We start from the raw sequence: 2,606 nt of genomic DNA on the forward strand, positions 1-2,606 counted from the left end.
TGTCAACGGTCAAGACGAAGTCTTGGCTGATGGGCTTTGAACCTCGTCGTGGGCGGACACCAGAATTCCATGCCGGTGGTCAGGTGTTTGGTAGTCGGCTTAGCTGGTGAGGGCTTGGACGCCGTGGCCGGCGAGGGCTTGTTGCAGGCGGTGGCTGTCGCCCTTGGTGGTGATCACGTGGGCGTGGTGCAGGAGCCGGTCGACGGTCGCGGTAGCGATCGTTTTCGGCATGATCGTGTCGAATCCGGAGGGGTGGATGTTGCTGGTGACGGCGATGGAACGGCGTTCGTAGGCGGCATCGACGACGCGGTAGAACGCTTCGGCGGCGTCGGCTCCGGCCGGGAGCATGCCGATGTCGTCGACGATGATCAGGTCGGCCCGGCAGATCCGGGCGACGGTGCGGGCGACCGATCCGTCGGCTTTGGCCCTGCCGACGGTGCTGGTGAGGGTTTCGAGGGTGAACCAGGCGACTCGCATGTCGTGGTCGATAGCAGTGTGGGCGAGGGCTTCAACGAAGTGACTCTTGCCGGTGCCGGAGGGCCCGGCGATGGCGAGGTTCTCGGCGCGGCTGATCCATTCGAGGGTCGTGAGGCCGTGCTGGGTGGCGGCGGGGATGCCGGAGTCGTCGGGCCGCCAGGACGCGAAGGTTTTGCCCGTTGGGAAGTTCGCGGCTTTGCGGCGGGTGCGCCGGCCGGCGGTGTCGCGGCCGAGGACTTCCTCGGTGAGTAGAACACGCAGGACTTCGGCGGGGTCCCAGCGTTGCGCCCGGGCAGTGGCCAGGACGTCAGGTGCCGCGGCGCGCAGGTAGGGGAACCGCATCCGGCGCAGCAGGGCGTCGAGGTCGGCGGGCAACGGCGCGGCGGTCGGGGTCTGGTCGGTGCGGCGGCTGCGTGAGCGCGGTGCCCGGACGGCGGCGGTGGTGGGGCTGGAGTCGGTCATGCGCCGAGCTGCTTCCAGGAGCTGGTGCCGGGCTGCGCGGAGTAGGTTTCGTCGGCGCGGACGACCTCCGCGGGGTCACCGGCGCAGGCCAGGTGGTCGAGGATGCTGGCGAGGTCATGTTCGCCGAACCGGCCCGCGGCGGCGGCCAGGCCGAGGGCGTGGTCAACGCGGCCGGCGTCGAGGATGGTGGCCAGCTCGACCGCGCGGGCCATCTTTGCCCGGACCCTGGTGGCGCCGGTCGCGGCGGCTTCGACCAGCCAGTCGTGGGCGCCGGGACCGAGTTCGAGGAAGGCGGCCTCGGCGGTGCTGCGGGGCTTGGGCCGTGGTGGTTTCGGGCCGTCGCCCAGGTGCGGATGGTGTGGGTAGTGCTCGTCGCGGATGGACGGGTTGCCGGGTGTCGACAGCCGGTGCCGGGCGATCTCGGTGACACCCGTGCTGGTCATCGCGGTGATCGATAGGTGATCGCCGACGACTCGGCACCAGGCTCGCTCACCGATGTGCCCGGGTGGAGTTGAGTAACGCACGGATCCGAACCGGACGGTCTGGTCCTCGTTGACCAGGCGTTCCTCGCCCAGCGCGGCGGTGTGCGGGTCGGCGGGCAGCGGATGCAGCAGGCTGCGTTCGGTCGCGAGGCGTTCGATCGGGGCGACGGACGTTTCGCGGTGGGTGCGGGCGTTGACCTTCTCGCACCAGGCTTCGCAGGCCGCGACCAGGTCGGTGAACGAGCCGTACTCGCCGCGCAGGTTCGCGCTGGTCGGCACCAGATCCGCTTTCGCGATCTTCACGGTGGCCTCGACGCCGCCCTTGCTTTCGGGGTCGAACGGTTCGCAGGTCGCGACGGTGACACCGTAGTGGCGGCCGGCAGCGACGATCTGCGGGTGCCGGACCGCGACGCCGGCGACGTGTTCGACAGTCACGGTCTTGGCGTTGTCGCCGAGCAGATATGCCGGGGCCCCGCCGAGTCGGCGCAGGGTGGCATCCAGGCAGGCGACCAGGGTGCCCAGGGTCTGGTCCCAGGTCGGGATCACCACCCGGAAGCGTGACCAGGCCAGCCAGGCGCAGAACAAGCTGGTCTTGCGGCCGGCGACCCGCGGGCCGTCGCCCCAGTCGAACTGCAACCACAGGCCAGGCTCGGCGACCCACGGCCGGTAGACGCGCCGGTTCCCGGCCCGCCACGCTGCTTTCGCGGCCCGCACCGCCCGCCGGGTGGTGCGTTCAGTGCCGGCGAACCCCATCACGACCAGGCGCTCATGCACCTTGTCCGCCCGGATCTTCGCCTTCGACCGGTCGACGAGCTCTTCGACCTTCGGTAGGAACGTGTCGATCAGTTTCGGTCTCGCCGCCCGCGTGAACGGGTCCCCGCCGGTCTCGCGAAGGTTCACATACCGCTGGACGGTCTTCGGGTCACAGCCAGCAAGTTGCCCGGCCGAATACGCACACCCGGTCAGGTCGAAAGCTTCCAGAATTTCCATTATTTCCCTGTCAGACTTGGTCACGGTCTCTCCGGTCCGAACGAGTGCAAGGGTCAGCACCCGCACCGATCGGCCGGAGAGATCCGATTTCAGAACGTCGGGACCGAAATCACCTGACCGCACACCAGGAATTCCGGTGTCCGCGAGCCGGGACTCAACTGTCCGCCGACAAGGATTTTCGCGTTTCCGCTAGCA

At 69.0% G+C, this 2,606-nt stretch carries 2 protein-coding genes; both read right to left on the reverse strand.

Annotated features, from left to right (window positions below):
• Positions 1-99: 99 nt before the first annotated feature.
• The gene (istB, locus tag Apa02nite_RS50625) at positions 100-939 is read right to left on the reverse strand and encodes an IS21-like element helper ATPase IstB (protein ID WP_203831561.1); all 840 of its coding nucleotides are present in this window, start codon (positions 937-939) and stop codon (positions 100-102) included.
• Positions 936-2,411 carry an IS21 family transposase gene (istA, locus tag Apa02nite_RS50630; protein WP_203831562.1) on the reverse strand — a complete coding sequence of 492 codons (1,476 nt, stop codon included), beginning with the start codon at positions 2,409-2,411 and terminating at the stop codon, positions 936-938. The genes istB and istA overlap by 4 nt, the downstream gene beginning before the upstream one ends.
• Between the last annotated feature and the right edge of the window lie 195 nt (positions 2,412-2,606).

This window comes from Actinoplanes palleronii (genome assembly GCF_016862315.1).
Taxonomy (GTDB): domain Bacteria; phylum Actinomycetota; class Actinomycetes; order Mycobacteriales; family Micromonosporaceae; genus Actinoplanes; species Actinoplanes palleronii.